The sequence below is a fragment of the Pararhizobium sp. LjRoot255 genome, assembly GCF_964252905.1.
Classification (GTDB): domain Bacteria; phylum Pseudomonadota; class Alphaproteobacteria; order Rhizobiales; family Rhizobiaceae; genus Pararhizobium.
Genome location: NZ_CAXUPQ020000001.1, coordinates 482,824 through 506,080, shown reverse-complemented (window position 1 = coordinate 506,080; position 23,257 = coordinate 482,824). Strand labels below are relative to the sequence as shown.

20 protein-coding genes and 2 tRNA genes are annotated in these 23,257 nt (G+C 63.1%); 9 read left to right on the top strand and 13 right to left on the bottom strand.

Annotation, left to right across the window (positions count from 1 at the left end):
- The first annotated feature begins 128 nt into the window (after positions 1–128).
- Positions 129–3,593, top strand: a complete 3,465-nt coding sequence (locus ACSQ2W_RS02590; RefSeq protein ID WP_436084838.1) for a chromosome segregation SMC family protein — start codon at positions 129–131, stop codon at positions 3,591–3,593.
- Here ACSQ2W_RS02590 and ACSQ2W_RS02585 read toward each other — a convergent pair whose 3' ends face one another.
- A complete protein-coding gene (locus ACSQ2W_RS02585; RefSeq protein WP_436084837.1) occupies positions 3,594–5,393 on the bottom strand; it encodes a caspase family protein in 1,800 nt (599 codons plus the stop codon).
- Between the two features lie 249 nt (positions 5,394–5,642).
- On the opposite strand from ACSQ2W_RS02585, the gene ACSQ2W_RS02580 reads away from it, so the two are divergent.
- Positions 5,643–7,274 (top strand): diguanylate cyclase domain-containing protein, encoded by a 1,632-nt coding sequence (locus ACSQ2W_RS02580; RefSeq protein WP_436084836.1) that lies wholly within the window; start codon positions 5,643–5,645, stop codon positions 7,272–7,274.
- 134 nt (positions 7,275–7,408) lie between these two features.
- On the top strand, positions 7,409–10,075 hold the full coding sequence (ppdK, locus tag ACSQ2W_RS02575; RefSeq protein ID WP_436084835.1) for a pyruvate, phosphate dikinase: 2,667 nt from the start codon (positions 7,409–7,411) through the stop codon (positions 10,073–10,075).
- A 51-nt stretch (positions 10,076–10,126) separates the two neighbouring features.
- Here the strand turns inward: ppdK and ACSQ2W_RS02570 are convergent, their stop codons facing one another.
- From ACSQ2W_RS02570 to ACSQ2W_RS02560, 3 genes are all read right to left on the bottom strand, one after another.
- Complete coding sequence (locus ACSQ2W_RS02570; protein WP_436084834.1) at positions 10,127–10,969, bottom strand: alpha/beta fold hydrolase; 843 nt, start codon at positions 10,967–10,969, stop codon at positions 10,127–10,129.
- 114 nt (positions 10,970–11,083) lie between these two features.
- Positions 11,084–11,317, bottom strand: coding sequence for a hypothetical protein (locus tag ACSQ2W_RS02565; RefSeq protein ID WP_436084833.1), 234 nt, complete (start codon positions 11,315–11,317; stop codon positions 11,084–11,086).
- Positions 11,318–11,377: 60 nt separating this feature from the next.
- Positions 11,378–11,767 carry a hypothetical protein gene (locus ACSQ2W_RS02560; protein WP_436084832.1) on the bottom strand — a complete coding sequence of 130 codons (390 nt, stop codon included), beginning with the start codon at positions 11,765–11,767 and terminating at the stop codon, positions 11,378–11,380.
- Positions 11,768–12,116: 349 nt separating this feature from the next.
- Here ACSQ2W_RS02560 and ACSQ2W_RS02555 point away from each other — a divergent pair, with 349 nt between their 5' ends.
- On the top strand, positions 12,117–13,025 hold the full coding sequence (locus ACSQ2W_RS02555; protein WP_436084831.1) for a DUF1499 domain-containing protein: 909 nt from the start codon (positions 12,117–12,119) through the stop codon (positions 13,023–13,025).
- A 15-nt stretch (positions 13,026–13,040) separates the two neighbouring features.
- Here the strand turns inward: ACSQ2W_RS02555 and ACSQ2W_RS02550 are convergent, their stop codons facing one another.
- Genes ACSQ2W_RS02550 through ACSQ2W_RS02535 form a run of 4 tightly spaced genes read right to left on the bottom strand, consistent with a single transcriptional unit; the run spans position 13,041 to position 16,421 of the window.
- Positions 13,041–14,723, bottom strand: coding sequence for a DUF4166 domain-containing protein (locus ACSQ2W_RS02550; protein WP_436084830.1), 1,683 nt, complete (start codon positions 14,721–14,723; stop codon positions 13,041–13,043).
- Positions 14,720–15,172 carry a thiol-disulfide oxidoreductase DCC family protein gene (locus tag ACSQ2W_RS02545; RefSeq protein ID WP_436087658.1) on the bottom strand — a complete coding sequence of 151 codons (453 nt, stop codon included), beginning with the start codon at positions 15,170–15,172 and terminating at the stop codon, positions 14,720–14,722. Before ACSQ2W_RS02545 ends, ACSQ2W_RS02550 begins: the two co-directional genes overlap by 4 nt.
- 2 nt (positions 15,173–15,174) lie before the next feature.
- On the bottom strand, positions 15,175–16,113 hold the full coding sequence (locus ACSQ2W_RS02540; RefSeq protein WP_436084829.1) for an MBL fold metallo-hydrolase: 939 nt from the start codon (positions 16,111–16,113) through the stop codon (positions 15,175–15,177).
- A gap of 11 nt (positions 16,114–16,124) precedes the next feature.
- A complete protein-coding gene (locus ACSQ2W_RS02535; protein WP_436082215.1) occupies positions 16,125–16,421 on the bottom strand; it encodes a cupin domain-containing protein in 297 nt (98 codons plus the stop codon).
- Positions 16,422–16,791: 370 nt separating this feature from the next.
- Here ACSQ2W_RS02535 and ACSQ2W_RS02530 point away from each other — a divergent pair.
- Positions 16,792–16,865, top strand: a tRNA-Gln gene (locus ACSQ2W_RS02530).
- A 74-nt stretch (positions 16,866–16,939) separates the two neighbouring features.
- Here the strand turns inward: ACSQ2W_RS02530 and ACSQ2W_RS02525 are convergent.
- The 3 genes from ACSQ2W_RS02525 to ACSQ2W_RS02515 all read right to left on the bottom strand — a co-directional run bounded on the left by ACSQ2W_RS02525 (position 16,940) and on the right by ACSQ2W_RS02515 (position 18,636).
- Positions 16,940–17,263, bottom strand: a complete 324-nt coding sequence (locus ACSQ2W_RS02525) for a sunset domain-containing protein (protein ID WP_436084828.1) — start codon at positions 17,261–17,263, stop codon at positions 16,940–16,942.
- Between the two features lie 141 nt (positions 17,264–17,404).
- A complete protein-coding gene (locus ACSQ2W_RS02520) occupies positions 17,405–18,070 on the bottom strand; it encodes a dihydrofolate reductase family protein (RefSeq protein ID WP_436084827.1) in 666 nt (221 codons plus the stop codon).
- A 155-nt stretch (positions 18,071–18,225) separates the two neighbouring features.
- A complete protein-coding gene (locus tag ACSQ2W_RS02515) occupies positions 18,226–18,636 on the bottom strand; it encodes a hypothetical protein (protein ID WP_436084826.1) in 411 nt (136 codons plus the stop codon).
- 428 nt (positions 18,637–19,064) lie between these two features.
- Between ACSQ2W_RS02515 and ACSQ2W_RS02510 the strand changes: the two genes are divergently transcribed.
- The 4 genes from ACSQ2W_RS02510 (at position 19,065) to ACSQ2W_RS02495 (ending at position 20,586) form a co-directional block, all read left to right on the top strand.
- Positions 19,065–19,141: transfer RNA gene (locus ACSQ2W_RS02510), tRNA-Pro, on the top strand.
- Between the two features lie 23 nt (positions 19,142–19,164).
- Positions 19,165–19,311, top strand: coding sequence for a hypothetical protein (locus tag ACSQ2W_RS02505; RefSeq protein ID WP_436084825.1), 147 nt, complete (start codon positions 19,165–19,167; stop codon positions 19,309–19,311).
- A gap of 476 nt (positions 19,312–19,787) precedes the next feature.
- Positions 19,788–20,267 (top strand): DUF2938 domain-containing protein, encoded by a 480-nt coding sequence (locus ACSQ2W_RS02500; protein WP_436084824.1) that lies wholly within the window; start codon positions 19,788–19,790, stop codon positions 20,265–20,267.
- 58 nt (positions 20,268–20,325) lie between these two features.
- Positions 20,326–20,586 carry a hypothetical protein gene (locus ACSQ2W_RS02495; RefSeq protein WP_436084823.1) on the top strand — a complete coding sequence of 87 codons (261 nt, stop codon included), beginning with the start codon at positions 20,326–20,328 and terminating at the stop codon, positions 20,584–20,586.
- 185 nt (positions 20,587–20,771) lie between these two features.
- Here the strand turns inward: ACSQ2W_RS02495 and cysN are convergent, their stop codons facing one another.
- A complete protein-coding gene (cysN, locus tag ACSQ2W_RS02490; RefSeq protein WP_436084822.1) occupies positions 20,772–22,280 on the bottom strand; it encodes a sulfate adenylyltransferase subunit CysN in 1,509 nt (502 codons plus the stop codon).
- A complete protein-coding gene (gene cysD / locus ACSQ2W_RS02485; RefSeq protein WP_436084821.1) occupies positions 22,280–23,233 on the bottom strand; it encodes a sulfate adenylyltransferase subunit CysD in 954 nt (317 codons plus the stop codon). Before cysD ends, cysN begins: the two co-directional genes overlap by 1 nt.
- Between the last annotated feature and the right edge of the window lie 24 nt (positions 23,234–23,257).

Genomic DNA, 23,257 nt, shown 5'->3' with positions numbered 1-23,257 from the left:
CTTTACCTCCCCCTTGAGGGGGGAGGTCGCGCGGAACGCGCGGGTGGGGGTGAACTTTGGGTGTCGCAAGAGGCCACCCCACCCCGGAGCTCCGCTCCGACCCTCCCCCTCAAGGGGAGAGTGGCTCCATGAAATTCACAAAACTCCGCCTTCTCGGTTTCAAGTCCTTCGTCGAGCCCTCCGAATTCGTCATCGAGCGGGGGCTGACTGGCGTTGTCGGGCCGAATGGCTGCGGCAAGTCCAATCTGGTCGAAGCGCTGCGCTGGGTGATGGGGGAAAACTCCTACAAGAACATGCGCGCGTCCGGCATGGACGACGTGATCTTTTCCGGTTCCGGCAATCGCCCGGCCCGCAACACCGCCGAAGTCGGCCTGTATCTCGACAATTCCGACCGCACCGCGCCCGCCGCTTTCAATGACAGCGACGAGATCCAGGTGACGCGGCGGATCGAGCGGGAAAACGGCTCTGTCTATCGCATCAACGGCAAGGAGGCGCGTGCCAAGGACGTGCAGCTCCTGTTCGCCGACGCCTCGACCGGCGCGCGCTCGCCGTCGATGGTCGGGCAGGGGCGGATCGGCGAACTGATCGCCGCCAAGCCGCAGGCGCGCCGGCAACTGCTCGAAGAGGCCGCCGGCATTTCCGGCCTGCACTCGCGCCGGCACGAGGCGGAATTGCGTCTCAAGGGCGCCGAAACCAATCTGGAAAGGCTCGAGGACGTCACTTCGCAGCTCGAAAGCCAGATCGAAAGCCTGAAGCGCCAGTCGCGCCAGGCCAACCGCTTCAAGATGCTGTCGGCCGACATTCGCCGGCACGAAGCGATGCTTCTGCATATCCGCTGGGTGCAGGCAAAGGAGGCCGAAGCCGAAGCCGATAGTCATCTCAACCAGGCGACATCGCTGGTTGCCGAAAAGGCGCAAGCCCAGATGGAGGCGGCCAAGGCGCAAGGCATCGCCAGTCTGAAGATGCCGGAACTGCGTGAAGGCGAGGCACGTGCTGCTGCCGCCCTGCAGCGGCTGCAGATCGCCAAGGCGCAGCTCGAGGAAGATGCCGGCCGCATCCTGCGCCGCCGCGACGAGCTGCAGCGCCGCCTGTCGCAGCTTGCCGAAGACATCCTGCGCGAGGAGCGCCTCGTGGCCGACAATGCCGGCATCCTGGCGCGGCTGGACGAAGAGGAAAGCGAGCTTCGCGACCTTTTGGCCGAAGCCGGCGAGCGGGCGGAGGAAGCGCGCGAGCGGTTGGCCGAGGCGAGCGAAGCACTGGGCGAAAGCGAACGGCAGTTAGGCCTTCTGACCGCCGAAAAGGCCGAAGCGCAGGCAGCGCGCAACCAGCTGGAAAAGACCATCCGCGATCTCGGCGAGCGGCAGGCGCGGCTTGCCCGGCAATTGTCCGACCAGAACCGCGATCTCGACGAACTCGACCGGCAGATTTCGGCACTTGCTGATCCGCAGGAAAAGCGCGAGGAGGTCGAGGCGGCCGAAGCGGCGCTGGAGCAGGCGGAAACTGCAATCGCCGATATCGAGGATGTGCTGAATGCCGCGCGTCTCGCCGAAGTCGAGGCCCGCCCGCCAGTCGAGGCGGCCCGCGCCCGGCTGAACGGCATCGAGACGGAAGCACGCACCATCCGGCGCATGCTCGAAGCCACAGCGATACAGGGCACGGCCCCTCCGATTGTCGATGACATGCAAGTCGATCGCGGCTTTGAGACCGCCCTTGGCGCTGCCCTTGGCGAAGACCTGGAATCGCCGCTCGACCCGAATGCGCCCGCCCATTGGCGCGCGCCGGGTGATGGATTGGACGATCCGCGATTACCGGACGGCGCGGTGCCGTTGGCCGGGCATGTGCGTGCCCCGCAGGCGCTCGATCGTGGTCTGCGCCAGATCGGCATCGTCGACAGCGATGCGATGGCCGAGGCGCTTTTGCCAATGCTCAAGGCCGGCCAGCGGCTGGTGACGCGCCAGGGTGCCGTCTGGCGCTGGGACGGCCATGTGACCGGTGCCGATGCGCCGAGCGCGGCTGCCTTGCGGCTGGAGCAGAAGAACCGGCTGGCCGAACTCGAAACCGAACTTGTCGATGCCCGCCATCAGCTGGAATTGTGCGAGGCGGAGCTTGCCGCCGCCGCCGCGCGCATTCGCGCCGGGGACGAACGCCTGCGGCTGTCGCGGGAAGAGCAGCGCATGGTCATGCGCAAGCTGGCCGAGGCGCGCGATGCGCTGGCGGCTGCCGAGCGTGCCTCCGGCGATCTCGTCCGCCGCCGCGCCGTTTTGGCGGAAACAAGCAGTCAGCTCGCCCTGCAGGTCGAGGAAATCGGCGAGCAGATGGAAGGCGCGCGCGAGGCGCTGGAGGATGCGCCGGATCTCGCTGAGCTGGAGCGCCGGCTGAACGGCCAGATGACGACCGTCGCGACCGATCGGGCGCGGGTTGCCGAAGCGCGTGCGATCAATGACGGCCTTGCTCGCGAAAATCAGGCGCGTGAGCGCCGCATCGGGGCAATCACCGGCGAGCGGCAGACCTGGAATGCGCGGGCGGCAAGCGCGCAGGAGCATATCGAAACGCTGCGTGAGCGCGAAAGTGAAGCGCGTGAGGAGGCGGAAGAACTTCTCGAAGCACCGGATGAATTCGACGAGAAACGCCGCGCGCTGATGAACGAGTTGTCGAAGGCGGAAGAGGCGCGCCGGCAGGCGGCGGACCTTCTGGCTGCGGCTGAAGCCCGCCAGCGCGATGCCGACCGGGTGGCTGCGACGGCGCTGTCGGAGCTTGCCGAAACGCGTGAAAAACGCGGACGCGCCGAAGAGCGCCTCGTTTCCGCCCGCGAAAAGCGCGTCGAGATTGAAGCCCGTATTCGCGAGGCGCTGAATTGCGCCCCGCATGAGGTGATGCGCCTCACCGGCCTTCCGGTCGATGGCGATTTGCCGGACATGCGCCAGATCGAGCGTGATCTGGAGCGGCTGAAGATCGAGCGCGAGCGCCTGGGCGCGGTCAATCTCCGGGCCGAGGAAGAGCAGAAGGAACTATCCGACAAGCTCGATGCCATGCTCAAGGAGCGCGAGGACGTCATCGACGCGATCCGCAAGCTGCGGTCGGCAATCCAGAACCTCAATCGCGAAGGCCGCGAGCGCCTGCTTGCCGCCTTCGACGTGGTCAACGCGCAGTTCCAGCGCCTGTTCACCCACTTGTTTGGCGGCGGTACCGCCGAATTGCAACTGATCGAGAGCGAGGATCCGCTCGATGCCGGCCTCGAAATCCTTGCCCGGCCGCCCGGCAAGAAGCCGCAGACGATGACGCTCTTGTCCGGCGGCGAACAGGCGCTGACGGCGATGGCGCTGATCTTCGCGGTGTTCCTCACCAACCCGGCGCCGATCTGCGTACTCGACGAAGTCGACGCGCCGCTCGACGATCACAATGTCGAGCGCTATTGCAACCTGATGGACGAGATGGCCGCCTCGACGGAGACCCGCTTCGTCATCATCACCCACAATCCGATCACCATGGCCCGCATGAACCGCCTGTTCGGCGTCACTATGGGCGAGCAGGGCGTCTCCCAGCTCGTCTCGGTCGATCTGCAGACGGCAGAGCAGCTGCGCGAAGCGGTGTGATCATTCGAATTCGATGACGAAGCTGTGGGACGCATCCGACGGTCCCATATCGTCCCAGGTATCGACCCGCACGTCCTTCATGTCGCGGTTGCCCTCGGCGTCCGCAAAGTACATGCCGTAGTCGTCGCCCGGCTTGTGTTCGTTCGGGTGAGATTCCAGCCACTTCGTGTAACCCAAGGCATCGCCGGTAATCCATCGCCAGCCCCCCTTGGGCTCACGACCATTTTCATTCTGAAGCAACCCGATCCAAGGACCCATTTTGTAGGAATATTGTTGTCCATCGAAGCCGGTGTCGAAGAAGCGCTCGTCCTTGCTGAAGAGCGAGACGACAAAATCATTTTCTTGCTTCGAGCCAATCGTCGCCAGGTGTCCGCCGCAGCGCTCGGCCGCCAATGTAGCCGACTTCCACGTCGTGTTTTGCGCGTGTATCACGAGGTAGACATGCCCTTCGAAGGAGCCATAGACTTTTTCCTGCCAGGGGTCGCAGTCGATTGCCTTCCAGACGCGCGCATCCGTTTCCAGCCCGGCGAAATCCTTCGGCATATACTGCCGCGCCACGGGCGAGGAATAGAGGCCGTCTTCGACCTTGAGCAGGTTGAGCCCAAGCGCTTTCGCCGTCATTTCATTGAGATAGCCGGTATTGGAAATGCCGGCGGATTTTTGATACTCGGTGATGGCTCTGCGTGTCTGCGCACCGAACACACCATCTGCGTTCCCCGCACCGAAACCCTTTGCGGCTAGCGCCAGTTGAATCTCGCTCCTCTGAGACCTGTTGAGGGCGAGTTCGTTCTCGGCTTGCTCAGGCGTCGGGAACAGGGGGGTAAGTGCTGTCGGCGCCATGACTGACAGGATTTGCCGGGCGAGGTCAGACTGCTCCCCGCTGCGATGCTTGGCGAGAAAGAATTTCCAGATGCGCGGTGTATTGATCCGCAGCGCCTTTTCAAAATCCGCCTCGGCTTCTATCTTTTCGGGATCGATCGTCGGTGTGGCGACCGGCGCTTGCTCCACTTCAGGCAAAGAGCTGTTGAAATAGAATTCGAGCGCCAGCGACGACAATATCTGCGGCGACTGCTTGCCATCCGTCGCCTTTCGAACGTCCCGGATGACCCTCTTGAAGGCGGTGCTGATTTCGAGGCCCGGGCCAGCAAGGTGGCCGATCAGCGCCGTGGTGAACGGGGAGTTGGCGCCGCTGCCGTCGGACGCGAGCTGCCCCGGTGCCGCCGCGAACGCGACCATCGTTCCCGCGCTTTCGGTTTCGACAGGCGCCAGTCCTCGCGTCGCGATGCTTCTCGTGGCGCCCTCGACCTCTTGATTGAGGCGGTTGGCGAGTGGATTGTTGCGACATGCGTCCAGGAAGAAGAGGGCGATCTTCGACTTTTTCTCGATTGCCCCGATGACATCGGTCAGCGCCAGCGTCTCGGCCGCGACATCGAATTCGCTCGCAAGCCGTGCATCGGTGCCGACGAGGTAGTTTTCGCCGCGAAGCTGCATGCCATGACCGGCGAAATAGAAAAGGGCGACGTCGTCGGCGCTGATCTTTCGGGCAAAGCGTGACACGGCGTCCGCCATCTCCTTGCGATCCGCGTCGGTCACGATATCGGTGTCAAATCCCTGACTGGAGAGGAATGCGCCGAATTGCCGCGCGTCGGCGACGGCATTTGGCAGGTTGCCGGCTGCCTCATAGGCCGAACTGCCGATAACGAGAGCGAGCCGCCGGCCGTCTGCCGATTGAGACGGCGAAACACCCGCCCACAAGACAATCGCCAGCGCCACCAATACCCTTTTTGCGATCTCCTGCATTTTGAAGCGCTCCCCATCCATCAGGAAACGCTCCCATCCATCAGGAAACGCGGGGCGCGGCCCGGAAAAATTTGTCGTTCCTTGCACAAGGACAAAAGCACAGTCGAAAGAGTAATCGATCACCTGCCGGCGATCTGCCTCCGGCGTTCATCTTAAACACTTCGTCAGCTGATAAGAAGATTTTTCATATATTGCGCTTACGGTATCGGCTACGCCTTTCGGATAGGTGGGCTGTCGAGGACTTGAAGCTTGACGGATTTCACGAGCGCTGATGCCTTGTTGCTGCTGGGGGTGGTGCCCTTCGCCTGCGTGTGCGTGAGTGCGGCCGGCACCATCGTGTTTGCCAATCAGGCCGCATGTGAAATCGCTGGCGCCCGGTCGATGCTTGCGAGAACGCCGGTTTCGCGGCTCCTGCCGGAATGGCACTTGTTGTCGACGATATCCGCCAGATCGTTCCGCCGCGAAACGATGCTTCTGCGCAGCGATGGCGGCGCGATCCCGGTCGAACTCTCTTTCGTGCGCTTTGGTGCGGCCGCAGAAGCGATGATCGGGGTCGTCATCCGCGACCTGATCGATGAAAAGGCGCTGGAATCGATGCGTCTTGAGCTCGAGCGGCAAAACGAGGAGGCCTTGATGGAAGCGGAGGCTGCCCGCCGGCGCCTGGGCTTCATTATCGACATGCTGCCGCAGGCGGCTTGCGTCTTCGATGCCGAGGACCGCTATGTCCTGTGGAACGAGAAATATGCGGCGCTTTATCCGGAGATCGCCGCGCACCTGCGCCCCGGCATTCCCTTCCGCGAGATTCTGGAAATCAGCCTTAAGAGTGGCGACCTGCCGGAGCTCGTGACGGATCCTGAAACCTGGATCGAGGAGCGCCTGGAGAAACACGCGCTTGCCGTTTCCCAGCACGAGCAGATGCTGCGCGACGGACGCTGGCTGCGCCATGACGATCGCCGCACCCCGGATGGCGGCGCTATCGGCATGCGCATCGACATCACCGACCTCAAGCGCCGCGAGGAATCGTTCCGGCTGCTGTTCGACGCCAACCCGATGCCGATGATGGTCTGTGATGCGGCTTCCCTCGACATCGTCGCCGTCAATGACGCCGCGATTGCCCTCTACGGCTTTAGTGGTGAGGACATCCTGCAAAAGCGCATCACGGACTTACAAGCCCCCGGAGAAAGCGAGCGTCTTGGCGTCATGATGCGCGGGCTTGATGCTGATTGCGAGGCACGCACCGTGTGGCATCAGAAGACGGCGAGCGGTACGGAACATCACGTGCTCATCTATGTCCGCATCCTCCATGAAGGGGCGTCGCGGCGACTGCTTTTGACGATCGCCGACGTCAGCGATCGGGTTCGCGCCGAGGCGCATGCCACCCATCTCGCCCACCATGACGCGCTGACCGGCCTGCCGAACCGCATGCAGTTCCGCAAGCGGCTGGAGGCCGCGCTGGAAACGGCGGCGCGTGACGGCGGGCAACTGGCGGTCCACTACCTCGACCTCGACGGCTTCAAGCCGGTCAACGATACCCTCGGCCATGCCGCCGGCGATATCCTGTTGAAGCAGGTGGCCGAGCGGCTGAAATCGGTGCTGCGCGCCGGCGACCTCGTCGCGCGGCTCGGCGGCGACGAATTCGCCATCCTGCAACACGCTTCGGCGGCGGGGGCTGACGAGGTCGCGCTTCGCTGCATCCATGCGCTTCGAAAACCTTTCGGCATAGAAAACCGCGAGATCGGCATCAGCGTCAGCATCGGCATCGCCATGGCGCCCGAAAACGGCTTCGATCCCGACGAATTGATGAGTGCAGCCGACACGGCACTTTATCAGGCAAAGGCGTCCGGAAAGAGCACGTGGCGCCGCAGCCGCGCCGCGGCTTGATCCCTTCTTCCTTCGTCCATCACACTTTTGTCTCAAGATTTGCTGCAATGCAGCAAATTTCCGCCACCGATGCATTTTAAACGTGAAGAGGATAATGTAGCGTCAGGTGGGAGCCGTATGGGTGGAGAATTAATATGACAAAATGGGTTTACACCTTCGGTGGGGGAGAAGCCGAAGGCAGTGCGAGCGATCGCGATCACCTGGGTGGCAAGGGCGCCAATCTGGCGGAGATGTGCAATCTCGGCCTGCCGGTGCCTCCGGGACTGACGATCGTGACCGATGCATGCGCGCGCTATTATGACGACGGTCGCATCATTCCCGAGGAATTGAGGAGGCAGGTCAAGGCCGGCATCGAGAAGATGGAGGCGGTTACCGGCCGCGTTTTCGGCGATACGCAACACCCGCTGCTGCTTTCCGTGCGTTCCGGCGCGCGCGCCTCGATGCCGGGCATGATGGATACGGTTCTGAACCTCGGTCTGAACGACCACACGGTGGAGGCGCTCGGCCACGATGCCGGCGATGCCCGTTTCGCCTGGGACAGTTACCGCCGCTTCATCCAGATGTATGCCGATGTGGTGATGGGGCTCGATCACGAGGTTTTCGAGGAAATTCTGCAAGACGAGAAGGGGCGCCTCGGCCATGAAAACGATACCGAGCTTTCCGCCGTCGAATGGCAGCATGTCATCTCGCTCTATAAGCGCATGATCGAGGAGGAACTCGGCGAACCCTTTCCGCAGGATCCGGAAGTGCAGCTCTGGCGCGCGATCGGCGCTGTCTTTGCCAGCTGGATGAATCCGCGCGCCATCACCTATCGTCATCTGCACAATATTCCGGCCGGGTGGGGCACCGCCGTCAACGTGCAGGCCATGGTCTTCGGCAATCTCGGCAACACGTCGGCAACCGGCGTTGCCTTTACCCGCAACCCTTCGACCGGCGAGAACGAGCTTTATGGCGAGTTTCTCGTCAATGCGCAGGGCGAGGACGTCGTCGCCGGCATCCGCACGCCGCAGAACATCACCGAGGCTGCGCGCATCGCCTCCGGCTCCGACAAGCCGTCGCTGGAAAAGCTGATGCCGGAGGCCTTCGAGGAGTTCCAGGCCATCTGCAACAAGCTGGAAGCGCACTACCGCGACATGCAGGATCTGGAATTCACCATCGAGCGCGGCAAGCTCTGGATGCTGCAGACCCGCTCGGGCAAGCGCACCGCCAAGGCGGCGCTGAGGATTGCTGTCGATATGGCCGAAGCAAAGACGATCACCAAGGAGCAGGCGGTGGCCCGCATCGATGCGGCTTCGCTCGACCAGCTGCTGCACCCGACCATCGATCCGCATGCCCGGCGCGATATCATCGGCTCTGGCCTGCCCGCCTCGCCGGGAGCGGCGACGGGTGAAATCGTCTTTACCTCGGAGGAAGCCGTGATGGCGCAAAAGGAAGGCCGCAAGGTCATCCTCGTGCGCGTTGAGACGAGCCCCGAAGATATTCACGGCATGCACGCGGCCGAGGGCATTTTGACATCGCGCGGCGGCATGACCAGCCATGCGGCCGTCGTGGCACGCGGCATGGGCATTCCGTGCGTCTCCGGTGCCGGAAACCTGCGTGTCGATGCGCGCAACGAATTGCTGCTCGCTCCCTCCATTACCCTGAAGAAGGGCGACGTCATCACCATCGACGGTTCCTCAGGGCAGGTGCTGAAAGGCGAAATACCGATGCTGCAACCGGAGCTTTCCGGCGACTTCGGCAAGATCATGGCCTGGGCCGACGCCAGTCGCCGCATGACCGTGCGCACCAACGCCGAGACGCCGGCGGATGCGCGTGCCGCCCGTTCCTTCGGTGCCGAAGGGATCGGTCTCTGCCGCACCGAGCACATGTTCTTCGAGGGCGACCGCATCAACGTCATGCGCGAAATGATCCTTGCCACTGACGAGGCCGGACGGCGCACGTCGCTTGCCAAGCTCCTGCCGATGCAGCGATCGGACTTCACCGAACTCTTCGAGATCATGCACGGTCTGCCGGTGACGATCCGCCTGCTCGATCCGCCGTTGCATGAATTCCTGCCGAAGACCGACGAGGAGATCGCCGATGTCGCGGCTGTTCTCAATCTGAAACCGTCGGAACTGCGCGAGCGTGTCGATGCGCTGCACGAATTCAATCCGATGCTCGGCCATCGCGGCTGCCGGCTGGCGATCTCCTATCCCGAGATCGCCGAGATGCAGGCGCGCGCCATCTTCGAGGCGGCGGTGCAGGCTGCCCGCGAGACCGGGGCTGCGGTCGTTCCGGAAATCATGGTGCCGCTGGTCGGCCTCAAGACCGAACTCGATTATGTCAAGGCGTGCATCGATGCGGTGGCGAAGGAGGTGATCGGCGAATCGGGGATCGAGATCGAATATCTCGTCGGCACCATGATCGAGCTGCCGCGCTCGGCCTTGCGCGCACATGTGATCGCCGAATCCGCCGATTTCTTCTCCTTCGGCACCAACGACCTGACGCAGACCACGTTCGGCATCTCCCGCGACGACGCCGCCCAGTTCCTCAATACCTATATCCAGAAAGGCATCGTCGAGAAGGACCCCTTCGTCTCGCTCGATTTCGACGGCGTCGGAGAATTGATCCAGATCGCCGCCGAACGCGGCCGCCGCACCAAGAATGGCCTGAAGCTCGGCATTTGCGGCGAACACGGCGGCGATCCGGAATCCATCCGCTTCTGCGAGGAAACCGGCCTCGACTACGTCTCCTGCTCGCCCTTTCGCGTCCCGATCGCAAGGCTTGCAGCCGCGCAGGCGGCGATCAACGGCAAGGGGTGAACGGCCGATCCGGTCCGGCGGGACTCAAGCCCGCCGGATCAGACGATTTACTTACCTGTCAATGAAATCCCGCACAGCGTTATTATACCCTTCCGGGTCCTGCAGCAGTGCGAAATGGCTGGCATTTTCCAGGATCACCAGCGTTGCGCCGGGGATAGTCTTTGCCAGATAGTCCGTGTGTTCGCGCCAGATCACCTCATCGTGATCTCCAAGCACGATAGCCGTCGGCGTCGTGACCTTCTTCAGGTCGTCATCACTCCAGTTCGGCTGGCTCTTCCACATCTTGTCGATCTGGGTGACAAAGGCGTCGTATTCCGTCGGCGTTGGCGAAATCTCCTTGTACACCGCGCCTGACTTTTTGACGTAACTTTTGAAGATCGCGCTCTCCATCCCGGGCTGATTGACCCCATTCACCTTGGAATTGGCGGCATGCGCAAACAGCTTCGTCAGCCGTTCGGGATGGTGGATGGCGATGTCGAGGCCGATGATGCCGCCGTCACTCCAGCCGACCAGCGCCGTCTTCTCGATCTTCAGATAGTCGAGCAGGGCAAGGTAGTCCGACGACATCAGGTCGTAGCTGTAGGGTTCGGCATTGCGGGTCGAGCGGCCGTGGCCACGGCTGTCGGCGACGATAACGGTATGGTCCCTTGAGAGGTCGGCCACCTGCGCGCCCCAGACCTCGCTGTAGCCAAGTCCGCCGTGGATCAAAAGGACCGGCGGTCCGGAGCCGTAGATAGCGTAATAGAGTTCTATGTCGTTGACGGGCGCTTTCCCGATCTTCGCCGCCTGCGGCAGCGGGACAGGTTCGGGCAGTTTCTGCCAGCGTTCCACAGCAAGTGCAGGCCCTGCGGAGAGAAGGAGGAGGGCGCAGAATATTTTCAGTACGGCTGTCATGAAAAATCTCCCGTTCGATGTCGCGTGCATAATAGGCGCGAAATGCGCGTGCCGAAGCAAGCGCCTTTTCGCGTTGAACGGGAAATTTTCTTGTCTGGGTAGATGTCGCCTAAATTATCGGCGGACGACGGCCGGCCTGTCCCAGCCCCATATCATGGCATCGTTTCCATAGCGGAAGGCACGCGATTCGGCCCGGCGGTCGAGATCGATGCGCTGCAGGCAGGTTGCAAGGGCTTCGGTATTGCGGCGGAAGCCGTAGGATAGGCAGGTCTTCTCGTCGGCGGCGCGGCGCTCTTCCGGCGTCATCGTCGCGCAACCGGAAAGGACCGTTCCAAGAGCGGCCAGCATCACGAAACTCCGAATATGCATGATCAGTCCCTGTGATGTGCTGCGAGATCCGATCAACTATCAGATGCGCTGCAGTACATCCACAAAAGCTTCCGCGAAATTTTTCAGGTCCGCCGTCTCGTCATTCGGCTTTTCGATGCGGATCGTCGTTCCGTCGCTCTCCAGGCAGGCAAAGACGGTGGTCGTCGCTGCGCTGCCATCCTGTGGAATGCGCAGGACGGCGATCCGGTCGCAATCGGCAATGAGGCCTGATGCCGGCAGTTCAAAGAGCAAGGCGCCGTCGATCGCGGCGGCTGCGGCACGGACATGGGCAGCAAAACCCTCGGCGCCCGTGGTAAATCCGTCCAGCGAGAGTTCAAGCTCCAGCAGTTCCATCGTCAGGCTCGCATCCGATGGCGGCACGGTAGCCTGGGCAGCGGTGGATGCCTGTTTGGGTTCGGATGACAGCATGCTCTCTCTCCTTTCAAGCGCCGGAAAGCGGCCGCTTCCCGGCTGGCTTTGAAAATTTGATGTCTGTGCAAACCGGTCCAGTGACTTGAGGACCGGGAAACACGCCTGATCCCCGTTCCCAAGACATGATTAACGAGAATGGCGAATTTGCGGCGAGAGCGGCGATGCCAATACTTGCAAGGACTTGGCAAGCACTTGGCAAGCACTTGGCAGGCACTTGGCAGGCACCTGTCCGCTTCATTCGCTGCTGCGTTGCGATCTTGCCGAAAACCGCTTCACACTTTTCTCCATGATGCTCTAAACAGAAGAAGAAGTTGCCGCGTCCGGGTCAAGGGATTGATTCTGCCAGATGATGATCAAGTATGAGCGCCCCACGTCTCATGCCGCCCGCTGGGCGCGCAGGATCGCCCGCTTTGCCTTCGGTCTCTTCGCCGTCGCGCTGCTGGCGCATCGTTTCGGCCCGCTGATCACGCCGCATTTCATGGCGCTCGCGGTGTTTTCGGCGGGATTGGCGGCTCTTGCCGTGGTGCTTGCCGCCATCGGCTTCGTCCGGCTCTGGCAGGTCGCGGCCGTCGGCGGCGTCGCCTCCTTCGTCGCGCTTGTGTATGCGGCTATCCCGATCGGCGCTGCCGGCTTCGCGCTCAACGAATATTTCTCCAAGCCGGCGATCTACGATGTCAGCACCGACACCGTGACGCCGCCGGCCTGGATCAAGCCGCCGGATGCGGTGCAGGGCTGGCTCGAACGCCCGGCCGTCGTGACGCCGGAGGACCGTGAAGCCCAGATATCCGCCTATCCGGGGCTCACCGGCCGCCGCTATGACGGCGCCCTCGACCGCGTCTTCGAGGGCGTGAAGATCGTTGCCGAAAAAACCGGCATCAGCATCGTCGATGAGGAGGGCGTCGAAAACGCCAAGCCTGACCTGGAGGACATGGCGGTCAGACCGGACGATGCGTCGCCGGCCGACGCCGAGCCGGGCGACGTGCCGATCCCGCTGTCGCGCCCTCAGACGATGCCGGGCGAGATGAGCCCCGGGCGGCGCTCCTCCGATATCCTGCTGCAGGGCGAATGGCGCACCCTGGTCGCCGGCTTCCGCTTCGATGTGCTGATCCGGTTGCGGGAAGAGGCCGAGACGACCTTTGTCGACATGCGCGTGGCCTCCCGCTACGGCCCGCACGACCTCGGCCTCGGCGCCGCGTTTGCCAACCAGTTCCTGCATGCGCTCGACGCGGAATTGCTCGGCATTGCGGGGGATTGACGGTTCGTCGAACTATCAGGCAAGCCAGCCGCTATAGCGCACGATCAGCCCGGTGATCGGGCTTTTGATTTCGACGTGGAAACGAAACAGCCCGTCGCGTTCCTCCTCGAAGGTATCGCCGCCCGGCGCTAGAAACAGCGGCAGCGGCAGGCCGAGGAAGCGCCAGCCGCGGATCACCAGCCGCAAGCGACCATTGTCCGACACCAGCGCGATCAGCACGCGAAACGGCCCGAAATCCTCGGCAAGCAAATGTTCGTCACGGCCAATGCCGGCTGACTGGATGCTGCGGAAGGATTTTCCCGCGAAGGTGCGGATCCATGTTTCCCGCCTGCCGTCGCACTCGAAGCGGACGCTGACCGGAACATCGGCGTCCGCTGCTGGAAAGCCGATGATTGCGGCCGTGATCCTGGCAAGCAGGCCGGTGCCGCGTTCCACCCGTGCCCGCCCTTCGGCGGTTCGTGTCGCCGTGCTGTCGTGCATGGTGGTGATGGCAGTCGGCAAGTTGGCCCAGCACGCGCCGAGCATGCACCGGTAGAGCGGCTTGGTATGTTCCGCAGCGGTTTCTTCCCGGATGCCGGCGCGGATGGAAAACCGGGAAAACAGCGGTTCGAAATCCGTGAGCGTCACTGCGCCCGCGGCCGGGCGGGCGCCGGGCGCCGGCTTGGTCCCAGCGAGCCAGCCGCGGATGATCGCCTCCGACGCCATCGCCGGAATGAACGGGCCGTCGTCGCCCTCAGCGATCAGGTGCCAGGATCGCTCCAGCGCGCTTCCATCGGCGGCCTTGCCCGTGGCTGCCACGAACATGCCGCCGCGGTGCTCGCCGAAGCTCGGCCATTGCGACGCTGCGTGAAACAACGGTGCAAGCGGCGACAGCGACCGGACGACCCGCAACCGCACCAGCCATGCCCAAACCCCGAGAAGCCGTTGTAGCATCTGCGGCTCGGTGCCGGCGCCGGTAAAGGCCGACTGCAGTCCCGGTATCGCCTGCGGCAGCAGGGCAAGGTCCGGCGCATCGGCGAGCGCAAAGCGGCGGCGCCTGAGCGGCACGCAACCGGGCGGGGCGATCGTTCTCGCCATGCCGTCCATCAGGCCATGGCCAGTCGCGGCTTTGCCGTCGCGGACAAGCGCCACCTTCTTGCCGGCATAGCTGGAAACGGCCCTGATAACGTTCAGTCCCATGCGCGCCTTGGGCGAGGGGGCGATGCCGGCTGTGATGGTCTCGATGCTGCAAAATTCCGGTTTCAGGGCCTCCAGCGCCGCAAAGGAGAGGGCGGGAAAGCTGCTGCAGCCGGAGAGCGCAAAGACGCCGCTTTGTTTTGCCGCAGCATCGAGGCTGGAGATCCCTGCCACGAAGGCCGTTGCGTCGGCGAGGTCGAGATAGCAGATCTTCAGCGCGATGCACGCCTTGGCGAGGCGATAGGGCTCAGGCCCGGCATCCTGGAAAGGTCCGGAGGCATCGACGACGAGATCGGGCTTCAGGGCAACCAGCGTAGTGGCGATATCGCCGGAGCGATCCATCATGACGGGCTCGATCGCCGCCCTGGCCTGAAGGGCGGTGGCGAAAACCTTGGCCTTGGCGAGCGACCGCCCGGCGATCAGCAGCGTCAACCGCGGCTCGTCGCAAAGCAGCCGCGCCAGCCGGCCGCCAAACGTGCCGTAACCGCCGAGAATGAGGACGCGCAACCGCTCGGCGCTCATGCGATAAACCGGCTGCGATGCTCCGGCGTCGGTACGAAGCAGGCATTGCGCCTTCCTGCAATGCGGTAGCGGTTGCGCGCCAACAGCTCATAGAACGGGTCACGCAGCGCCCGCGGAATGAGGCGTAGCGCGGAAACGAGGCTGAAGGGCAAGCCGAGACCCGCCGCCATGCGCAGCGAACCCTGCGATTTCACATGGGCAAGACCGTTCTCGATCAGCATGTTGGTCTCGTAGTTGCGGCTGTCGAGGCCGTAATGTTGGTAGAGCGCTTCGCCGAGCGGCGATTGTGCGGTGATGAAACGGTAGCGGCCCTTTTTGTCATGCCGGAGCACGAAGTTCACCCAGCCGGAGCAGAAGATGCATTCGCCGTCGAAGACAATGATCGGGTGATCGTCGGCAAAGGCGGGCACTGCCGGATCGCCGCGATAGCTGTAGGCCGGACGCGACAGCATCAGGCGGCACCTCCGGGCGCCAGCCGATAGATGCGGTCAAGCGACGGTGGGCCGTCGGTCTCGACCTGACCGCGCTCGACCAGGTCTTCGATATGGGCAAGGACCGAAAGGGCGGCTGCTCCATGCAGCCGCGGATCGGTGGTCTGATAGATCACCTTGACCATGTCGGCGATCAGCCTGTCGCCGGCCCGCACCCGTTCCATAACGGCGCGCTCGCGCATCCGCCGGTGCGCCCGCAGGCCCCGGAGAAAGGCGGCAGGCTCCGTCACCGGGCCGCCATGGCCGGGCAGATAGAGCCGGTCGTCGCGGCCAAGCAGCTTTTCGAGCGACGCCATATAGTCGGTCATCGAGCCGTCCGGCGGTGCGACGATCGAGGTCGCCCAGGCCATGACGTGATCGGCGGAAAAGACGATGCCGCTATCCCCCGGAACCGTGCCACCGAGCGCGAAGGCCGCGTGGTTGGCGGTGTGCCCGGGGGTCAAAAGCGCCGTCAGCGACCAGCCGTCGCCTTCCACCGCGTCGCCATCGGCAAGCGCGATATCGGGCACAAAATCGACGTCGGAGCTTTCGGCGAACGGGTTGATCTCGCCCTCGTGCAGGGGCCTTGCCGCCCGGTGCGGCCCTTCGGCGACAATCAGCGCGCCGGTCTTGGCCTTCAGGCGCCGGGCAAGCGGCGAGTGATCGCGGTGGGTGTGGCTGACGGCGATATGGGTGACTTCGCGGCCCTTCAGCGCCGCCATCAGCGCCTGGAAATGCGCCTCGTCCTCCGGTCCCGGATCGATCACCGCGACGGACTTGCCGCCGACGATATAGGAGTTGGTGCCGTGGAAGGTGAAGGGGCCGGGATTGTTGACGGTGATGCGCTGGACACCGGCCGCCACCGTTACCGCCTCGCCATGGGCGGGTTGAAAATCAAGGTTGAAATCCGGGCCGTCCATGCGCCGTCTCTTCACTTGTACTCGATTTCGATGAACGACATGAACTCGCGGCCGGCATTGATGACATTGTGCTCGACACCCGCCTCGCGCCGGTAGGCCGCGCCCTTGGCGATATCCACCCGCCGCTCGCCGCCCGGCTCCTCGAGCAGGAACCGGCAATCGGTCATCGGGATCACGACATAGCCCATGCCATGCACATGATGGCCGGTATCGGCCCCCGGCTCAAAATCCCATCGGGTGATCCGCACCATCTCGTCATCGAGAAGCAGCGTCGGCTTGGCAGGCGGGCGGGCGCGAAAAATGCTCATGAGGGTCTCCACTGTGAAGCGGACCTTAGGATGCGGGGGAGGGAATGAAAAGGGTCGGGCGAGCCATATTGCTTGAGTCGTTGCCGCTCCACCTCCCTCTGTCACTCCGTGACATCTCCCCCACAAGGGGGAGATTAATCGCGAGCCTCGTGCGTCCTTGCCGAGATTGCCGAAGCAGTGAGGGAAATGGATGATCTCCCTCCTTGTGGGGGGAGATGTCCCGAAGGGGACAGAGGGGGGTAAACGCGCCACAACCTCCACATTCGCGCGAAAAAACCACACCCATCCCCAACTTAGCCGTTGTCGCCTGCGTGCGGCTTTGCTAAACCGGCTCTCGATTTGGCCGGGCGATTTGCCGAGCGCCAAGCGTTGGGGCGTAGCCAAGCGGTAAGGCAGTGGTTTTTGGTACCGCCATCCCTGGTTCGAATCCAGGCGCCCCAGCCATTCTATGTCTTCTTGATTTCCAACAGAAGTTCTCCACGGCCAGAAGCTTTTGGCGGGGCAGATCTAGGCCTTTATCAATTCCGCGCCTTGCGCCAACCCGCCGCCCAGGCTTCGGCCTCCGAACAGAACCACCGCTCGCCATATTGCGGGCTGATGTTCGTCGCGCTGTAGTATTCCTGTCCGGGAACATGGAAAATACGTTCGCCGGTGCTGATGCTGATGTTGCCCTTGATATTGCAATCCTTCGCTGTCTGGCTGAGGGACGAAAGCAGATCCTCGGCGCTCATGATGCCAGCCGCCCCGAATGCAACAAGGCCCAGCGCGATCCCCGGCGCGGCTGCCATGGACGCGAGCAGGGAGCGGCGCTGCGGCTTGCGATAGAACTGGTGACGACGCATGATCCTTCCCCCCAAAGGTCTGCGCCAAATAGTAACCGAGGGCTTATATTAGTTAAATCTGTACTATTGGTGAAGGCAATAAGGCCGGCGATACTCCGAACGGTCCATGGATAGGGGCGACCTGCCTTGATCCACCACCTTTCACCCCTCCCGCGCCATCGTCGCCCGCCGCTCGATTTCCGCCGCCGAGGGTTCCTCCTGCGCAAACGACCCGGTCTTGATCTCGCCGTTGCGCACATAGGTGTTGATCGTCACGCCGGTCGTCGACACCTTCGAGCCCGTCAGTTTCAGCGCAACCGGCATGGCGCCGCTGCCGAACAGGCGCTTGCCGCGGCCGAGCACGAGCGGGAAGATCAGCAGCCTGAATTCGTCGATGAGGTCGGCGGCAAGCAGGGTCTGGATGAGGTCGCTCGATCCCTGCAGCAGAAGGACCGGGCCATCGCCGTGCTTCAGTTTCTTCACCTCGGCGGTGACATCACCCTTGATCGCCACGGAATTCTGCCAGGCAAGCGGCTGCCTCGATCGGCTGGCGACATACTTGGTCGCCGGGTTGAACAGCGAGCCGATCGCGTCGTCTTTACCGACATAGGGCCAATGCGCGGCGAAGATTTCGTAGGTCTTGCGGCCGAGCAGAAGGTCGAAGGGCTCGGAGAAGGTCTCGGCCATCGCCTCGCGCGTTACCGCGTCCCAGTAGGTGACGGTCCAGCCGCCATGGGTAAAACCGCCGGTCGGGTCCTCCTGCGGCCCTCCGGGGGCCTGCATGACGCCGTCGATGCTCAGGAATGTTGCAGCAACAACCTTTCTCATCTTCCTCTCCCTTGGATTGCTCCTTGAGCGGAGAGGTGGGCCGGATATCCGCCCGGTCAAGGGCAATCGCGGCGCGCCGGATGAAAAAGCCGGACAAAACGAACCCGCCGGGAGGAGGGCCGGCGGGCGCATCGTCTGTTTGTGCGAGGTGCGCGCTACTTCGCCTTGTCGCCGGCCAGGAACTCGTCGCACCAGCTCGTGCCGGTCGAGGTCTTGCGGTCGCCGAGCACATGCACCGAGCGGATGACGTAGTCGGAGGAGACCGTCAGCTGGACGGAACAGCTGAGGAACTCGGTGCGGGCAGAGGCGATCTTCTTGCCCTTCTTGCCGTCCTTGCCCTCGGCATACTGCGCCGGGACCGTGCGCTTCTTGTAGCCGCCCTTCCAGGAATAGACCGTCATGTCGCCGCTCTCGGCGTCGGACTGCGGCGGGCCGAACCGGGCGAAGAAGGTGCCGGCCGGCTGGCCGTTCCAGTGCGATTCGACGGCATTTCGAGCCGGCCCCGTCGTCGTGCAGCCGGCAAGCGCCAGCGCAAGGCCGGCGACGGTCATCAAGCGGAAATTCATGTCTCAAGTCCCTTTGGCGTTCGTTCTGAAATGGGCGCGGCCAAGGCGGCGCAACACGCGAGGAGCCAAGGCTTTCGACCCTGCCTCTAGCGCCAAAGCTTATGAAAGAAAATCGCCAGAATGACTTATAGCCGCAGGTCCACGCATAAAATCGCAAGCGTTGCCGAAACGCCCCAGCAGGCGTGCCGTCTGGCCAGGCTAGATGCCGATATGTGCCATTGCCCATCATCCGGCCCGCCGGCCACCTTCTCCCCGTTTTGACGGGGACGGGGTCAGGGTCGGGCCAAAGCGGCGGCGTTGTTGGATCGCGCTGGAACCGTTCACAGCCAAGGCCGGCCTTACCGCATTGTTTTTAGCCGACTTTGCGTTTTTTCGATTTTGCCGCTTGTCCAAACGAAAATGCTGTTCTATAGAGGCGCCGCTGGTCACGGAGTGTAGCGCAGCCTGGTAGCGCACGTCGTTCGGGACGACGGGGTCGGAGGTTCGAATCCTCTCACTCCGACCAGCTTGCTTCCCGGAAATCCTTGAATGATCTCGAAAATCTATCGCCGGATTGGCGATTGGGCGTTTGCAAGCCGTGCGGTTTCAGTAGGTGCGCGGCATACTGCCGGAACGTCGGATTATTGTGCGGCAATCCCGGCAGCCCGAACAATCGAGCAGTATCAATTGGAATGAAAATCTGCCAAAAGGCTCTCGCCTGCAAGGGCCGGACGCGGCCGCTATTAAATTTAGAATAGGGCCGGGTGGGCAGATTGACGTCTCTCCCGCTGCCACGAAAGAACGTGGCCGTCCTTATCCCGCATGTCTCTCGTCAACGGCGCAACCGTCCCGTCATGGGAGGAGCGTCTTTGCCCGGTAAAATCTCTACAGTGTCAACCATGCCCGGTGGCGAAGCCCTCGATCCCCGTGGCCCTGCATGAATCCCATGCGGTGGCATGCGGTGCGCACCTCCCGATATACATGACCATCGGTGCCAGCATCCCTTGCCGCCCCATCTTTCTTGACCAAAAAACCAGAGATGAACTACAACGGCTTTGCAGCTGCATTTCAGGCCTGCCCGCAGATGCGCACCATCATTTTCGCGCGGCTCACGAGCACCCTCAGACAGGTGGCTCGCGTGCCCGGCGCACTGACCAGGAGCCGGGTTGCACATGTTCGATATCTTCTGGCGCAGCGTGGCGATCGGTCTTGGTGGCACGGTTCTCATGGATCTCTGGGGCATCCTGTTGTCCTTCCTGCCCGGTCAGCGCTGGCCGAACTGGGCGCCGGTCGGGCGGTGGTTCTGGCATCTTTCCTCCGGAAAGGTCTTCCACGAGGACATCGGCAAGGCCCCACCCTATGAGCATGAACTGGCCCTGGGGTGGATCGGCCACTATGCTGTCGGCATCCTCTACGGCATCCTTCTGATCGTCTTCACAGGCCCATCCTGGCTTGCTGCGCCGGCATTTCTGCCGGCCTGGATCCTCGGCATCGCCACGGTGGGCGCAGGCTGGTTCCTGCTGCAGCCGGGTCTCGGGCTCGGCTGGGCGGCTTCGAAGCTGCCGAACGCCAACCGGGTGCGCGTGCTCAATCTTGTCAGCCACACGATTTTTGCGGCGGGCATGTTCGGGACGGCGCTTCTCATCCGCTAGGAAGATTTCTCACGGCCGAGATGCTATGGCTTCGTGCACCGCCGTTCGAGGACAAGCATTGAAAAAGATAGACGACCTGATCGCCTCCGCCAAAAGCATCCACGACCGCTACGAAGCCGGCCGCATGGAGCGCGAAACCGTGCGCGAATGGGCCCTTGGCCTTGGCGAATACCCGCCGCCCTATGCCGCCCCGATGCGCGAGGCGGCGGCCTGGTTCAAGCCGGTGCGCGACATGGAGCCGGACGCGTTGAAAGCCGCCGATATCGAGAAGCTGAAGGCGATTGTCGAGGCGCATCGGCCGGATTTCAAAGCTGAATGAAAAGGCTTGCCCTTTTCGGCGGCGCGCTTGCGGCCGCCGCGCTGCTGCTTTTGCTGCTCCCCGGTTTCGGCCGGCATACCTGTATCCCCAATTGATATCAGAGCACCAGACGGCAGCCGCAGGAAACGAAAAAGGGCCAGTCGGAACGACTGGCCCTTTTCATAGGCGTATCGGAAACGCTGCGATCAGCCGTCGATGTCGTCGAACACTTCACTTGCCTTGCCGGCGGAAACGCGGCGGATTTCGGCTTCCTCGCGGCGGTTGGCGAAGAGTTCGGTCGCCATCAACTGATCGGCGAGATCGGCCGGCAGCGAGAGGATGACGCGGCGCTCCTCGGTGTGGATGCCGCCGAGCGAGGAGCGCTTGGCCGTGATCATGCCGCCGGCCACCGTGTTGTTGGTGTCAGGGTCGATCAGGATGAAGGCGCCGGTGGTGCGGTTCTGCTCGTAACTGTCGAACACCGCCTGCTCGTCGAAGGAGAGGTGCACCTTGCCGATGGCGTTCATGGCAAGCGCGTCAGAATGATGGTTCCACTTGCCGCTTTTCAGGTCAAGCAGGCTGGACGGCTGCACGGTGACGCGCTGGCGGCGCGAGCCGCTCTTGAGCCAGTAGCGCTTGCCGGGCTGGATGCCGTCCGACTGCAGGGCAACGAGCTGCGCATCGAAGGCAAGGCCCGTCTGCGGCTGGCTTTCGAGCGAAACGATCATGTCGCCGCGCGAAACATCGACCTGACGGTCGAGAACCAGCGTGATCGCGTCGCCCGCGACGGCGGCGTTGCGCACCAGGTCGAAGGTGACGATCTTGGTGACGTTGGCAACCATGCCCGACGGCAGGATAACGACCGAATCGCCGGGCTTCACCGAACCGCCGGCAACCGTGCCCTGATAACCGCGGAAGCTTTCGCCGGGGCGGGAGACGCGCTGCACCGGCAGGCGGAAGCCTACCGTCTGGGCGGAGCGCACGGTTGCGAGTTCCAGGACCTCGACCAGCGTCGGGCCGTCATACCAGGGCATGGAGGCCTTGCCGTCATAGACGACGTTCTCGCCCTTCAGCGCCGAAACCGGGATCGCGGTGATCTGGCGAACGCCGAGAGACAGCGCCAGTTCCTTGAATTCATGCGAAATCTGGTCGAAGCGGGCGCGGTCATAACCGGTCAGGTCGATCTTGTTGACGGCGAGCACGAACTGCTTGATGCCCATCAGGGTCGCGATCGTCGCGTGCCGGCGCGTCTGCTCGAGCAGGCCCGTGCGGGCATCGACGAGCAGCACGGCGAGATCGGCGGTCGAGGCGCCGGTTGCCATGTTGCGGGTATACTGTTCATGGCCGGGGGTGTCGGCGACGATGAAGGAACGCTTGTCGGTGGCGAAATAGCGATAGGCGACGTCGATGGTGATGCCCTGTTCGCGCTCGGCCTGGAGGCCATCGAGCAGCAGCGCGAAATCGGGCAGGCCGAGATCGTTCTGCTTGCCGCTGTCACGGCGCAGCGTCGCAGCCTGGTCTTCCTTGACAGCCTTGGTGTCCCAAAGCAGGCGGCCGATCAGCGTGGACTTGCCGTCGTCGACGCTGCCGCAGGTGATGAGGCGCAGCGGACGCGTGTCGCGCGGCAGACGCGCGGGCTCGATCGCCGGGAAGGCGGTCACAGTGCCGGTGGCTGCCTCAGCGAGTGCTGCCTGTGCGATTGCGGAAACGGTCATCAGAAATATCCTTCGCGCTTCTTCTTTTCCATCGAACCGGACTGGTCGCGGTCGATGGCGCGGCCTTGCCGTTCGGAAACCGTGGCGATTTCCAGTTCGGCAATGACCTCTTCAAGGTTTGTGGCCTGAGATGGGATCGCGCCCGTCAGCGGAAAGTCGCCGAGGGTGCGGAAACGGATGGAGCCTTCCTTGCGCGTTTCGCCGGGCAGAAGCTCCAGACGCGGGTCTTCGGCAAGGATCATCATGCCGTCGCGTTCGACGTAGGGTCGGTTCTTGGCATAGTAGAGCGGCACCAGCGGAATTTCTTCCACCTGGATGTAGCGCCAGATGTCGACTTCCGTCCAGTTCGACAGCGGGAAGGCGCGAACGCTTTCGCCCTTGCGGATCATGCCATTGTAGACGTTCCAGAGTTCCGGACGCTGGTTACGCGGGTCCCAGCGATGCTCCGGTGTGCGGAACGAATAAATGCGTTCCTTGGCGCGGCTTGCCTCTTCGTCGCGACGGGCGCCGCCGAAAGCGGCGTCGAAGCCGCCGGCGTCGAGCGCCTGGCGCAGGCCCTCCGTCTTCATGATGTCGGTGAACAGCGCCGAACCATGCGTGAAGGGGGTGACGTTTTCTGCGGCACCGCGCGGATTGATATGCTCGATGAAGTCGAGATCGTACTTCTTCACGGTCTCGTCGCGAAACGCGATCATCTCGGCGAATTTCCAGCCGGTGTTGACGTGCAGGAGCGGGAAGGGCACGCGGCCGGGATAGAAGGCCTTGCGCGCCAGGTGCAGCAGCACGGAACTATCCTTGCCGACCGAATAGAGCATCACCGGCTTGTCGAACTCGGCGGCCACTTCGCGGAAGATGTGGATCGCTTCGTTCTCGAGCGCTTTCAGATGCGGATCGAGCGGTGTCTTGGCCGTTTGCGGGTTATGCAGTTCCGTTTCCGGAAGGGTATGGGGCATTTCCAAGTCTCCAGGGTATCTGTG

Coding starts and splice junctions, on each gene's coding strand:
- ACSQ2W_RS02590 (WP_436084838.1), top strand. CDS start 129: ATGAAATTCACAAAACTCCGCCTTCTCGGTTTCAAGTCCTTCGTCGAG.
- ACSQ2W_RS02585 (WP_436084837.1), bottom strand. CDS start 5,393: ATGCAGGAGATCGCAAAAAGGGTATTGGTGGCGCTGGCGATTGTCTTG.
- ppdK (WP_436084835.1), top strand. CDS start 7,409: ATGACAAAATGGGTTTACACCTTCGGTGGGGGAGAAGCCGAAGGCAGT.
- ACSQ2W_RS02570 (WP_436084834.1), bottom strand. CDS start 10,969: ATGACAGCCGTACTGAAAATATTCTGCGCCCTCCTCCTTCTCTCCGCA.
- ACSQ2W_RS02565 (WP_436084833.1), bottom strand. CDS start 11,317: ATGCTGGCCGCTCTTGGAACGGTCCTTTCCGGTTGCGCGACGATGACG.
- ACSQ2W_RS02560 (WP_436084832.1), bottom strand. CDS start 11,767: ATGCTGTCATCCGAACCCAAACAGGCATCCACCGCTGCCCAGGCTACC.
- ACSQ2W_RS02555 (WP_436084831.1), top strand. CDS start 12,117: ATGATGATCAAGTATGAGCGCCCCACGTCTCATGCCGCCCGCTGGGCG.
- ACSQ2W_RS02550 (WP_436084830.1), bottom strand. CDS start 14,723: ATGAGCGCCGAGCGGTTGCGCGTCCTCATTCTCGGCGGTTACGGCACG.
- ACSQ2W_RS02540 (WP_436084829.1), bottom strand. CDS start 16,113: ATGGACGGCCCGGATTTCAACCTTGATTTTCAACCCGCCCATGGCGAG.
- ACSQ2W_RS02535 (WP_436082215.1), bottom strand. CDS start 16,421: ATGAGCATTTTTCGCGCCCGCCCGCCTGCCAAGCCGACGCTGCTTCTC.
- ACSQ2W_RS02525 (WP_436084828.1), bottom strand. CDS start 17,263: ATGCGTCGTCACCAGTTCTATCGCAAGCCGCAGCGCCGCTCCCTGCTC.
- ACSQ2W_RS02520 (WP_436084827.1), bottom strand. CDS start 18,070: ATGAGAAAGGTTGTTGCTGCAACATTCCTGAGCATCGACGGCGTCATG.
- ACSQ2W_RS02515 (WP_436084826.1), bottom strand. CDS start 18,636: ATGAATTTCCGCTTGATGACCGTCGCCGGCCTTGCGCTGGCGCTTGCC.
- ACSQ2W_RS02505 (WP_436084825.1), top strand. CDS start 19,165: ATGATCTCGAAAATCTATCGCCGGATTGGCGATTGGGCGTTTGCAAGC.
- ACSQ2W_RS02500 (WP_436084824.1), top strand. CDS start 19,788: ATGTTCGATATCTTCTGGCGCAGCGTGGCGATCGGTCTTGGTGGCACG.
- cysN (WP_436084822.1), bottom strand. CDS start 22,280: ATGACCGTTTCCGCAATCGCACAGGCAGCACTCGCTGAGGCAGCCACC.
- cysD (WP_436084821.1), bottom strand. CDS start 23,233: ATGCCCCATACCCTTCCGGAAACGGAACTGCATAACCCGCAAACGGCC.